This window comes from Dietzia sp. UCD-THP (assembly GCF_000349585.1).
In the GTDB taxonomy this organism is placed as follows: domain Bacteria; phylum Actinomycetota; class Actinomycetes; order Mycobacteriales; family Mycobacteriaceae; genus Dietzia; species Dietzia natronolimnaea_A.
On the sequence record NZ_AOSR01000199.1, the window covers coordinates 1 to 821 of the forward strand.

At 68.7% G+C, this 821-nt stretch carries 1 protein-coding gene; it reads left to right on the forward strand.

Annotated elements, in window-relative coordinates; translation table 11 throughout:
- Positions 1-757: ABC transporter permease (locus tag H483_RS27540; protein ID WP_017836522.1), on the forward strand; the 757-nt coding region annotated here is incomplete at its 5' end.
- Between the last annotated feature and the right edge of the window lie 64 nt (positions 758-821).

An 821-nucleotide genomic window follows, 5' to 3' on the forward strand; every position in this document is an offset into this window, starting at 1 on the left:
GTTGCACACCAAGGGCAAGATCGACGGCCTCCTCGCCGGTATCCTCACCATGATCGCGCTGTGGTCCGTCAACCTGCGGATCATGGACGGCGCGAACATCCCGCTGCTGCGCAGCGACACCGTGTTCACGCCCCTGAAGGACGCCGACCTGCTGGGCGAGTGGCCCGGGGTGGCCATCCTCGCGGTCGTGGTCCTGCTGCTCGGGTTGGTCGTCCTGTGGTTCCTCACCACCGACCTCGGTCTGTCCATCCGTGCCACGGGTGACAACGGCCCCATGATCTCCTCGTTCGGCGTCTCGACCGACTTCACCAAGACCCTCACGTTGGCCCTGTCGAACGGGTTCGTGGGCATGTGCGGCGCGCTCATCGCCCAGTACCGCGGTTTCGCCGACATCTCGATGGGCATCGGCCTCATCCTCGTCGGCCTGGCCTCGGTGATCATCGGGCAGGCCATCCTCGGCCAGCGCAAGCTGCTGCTCGCGGTGCTCGCCGTGATCCTGGGCGCCCTGCTCTACCAGCTCATCATCTTCGCCGCCCTCCGCGTCGGCCTGGATCCCAACGACATGAAGGCCGTCACGGCCATCCTCGTCGTGGTCGCGCTGCTGCTGCCCCGCTGGAAGGGCGCGGGCGGACGCTTCGGACGCAAACCCACCACCCCGGTCGCCGCCAACGAACGTGCCGCGGCGGGAACCGGGACCTCCGTCGGCGCGGGACCCGAATCCGCCGGCGCCGCCGCGACCGGCACCAAGGAGGCGTGACGATGCTGACCGTCACCGGAGTGTCCAAGACGTTCTTCCCCGGCACCGTCAACGAGCGCCGGGC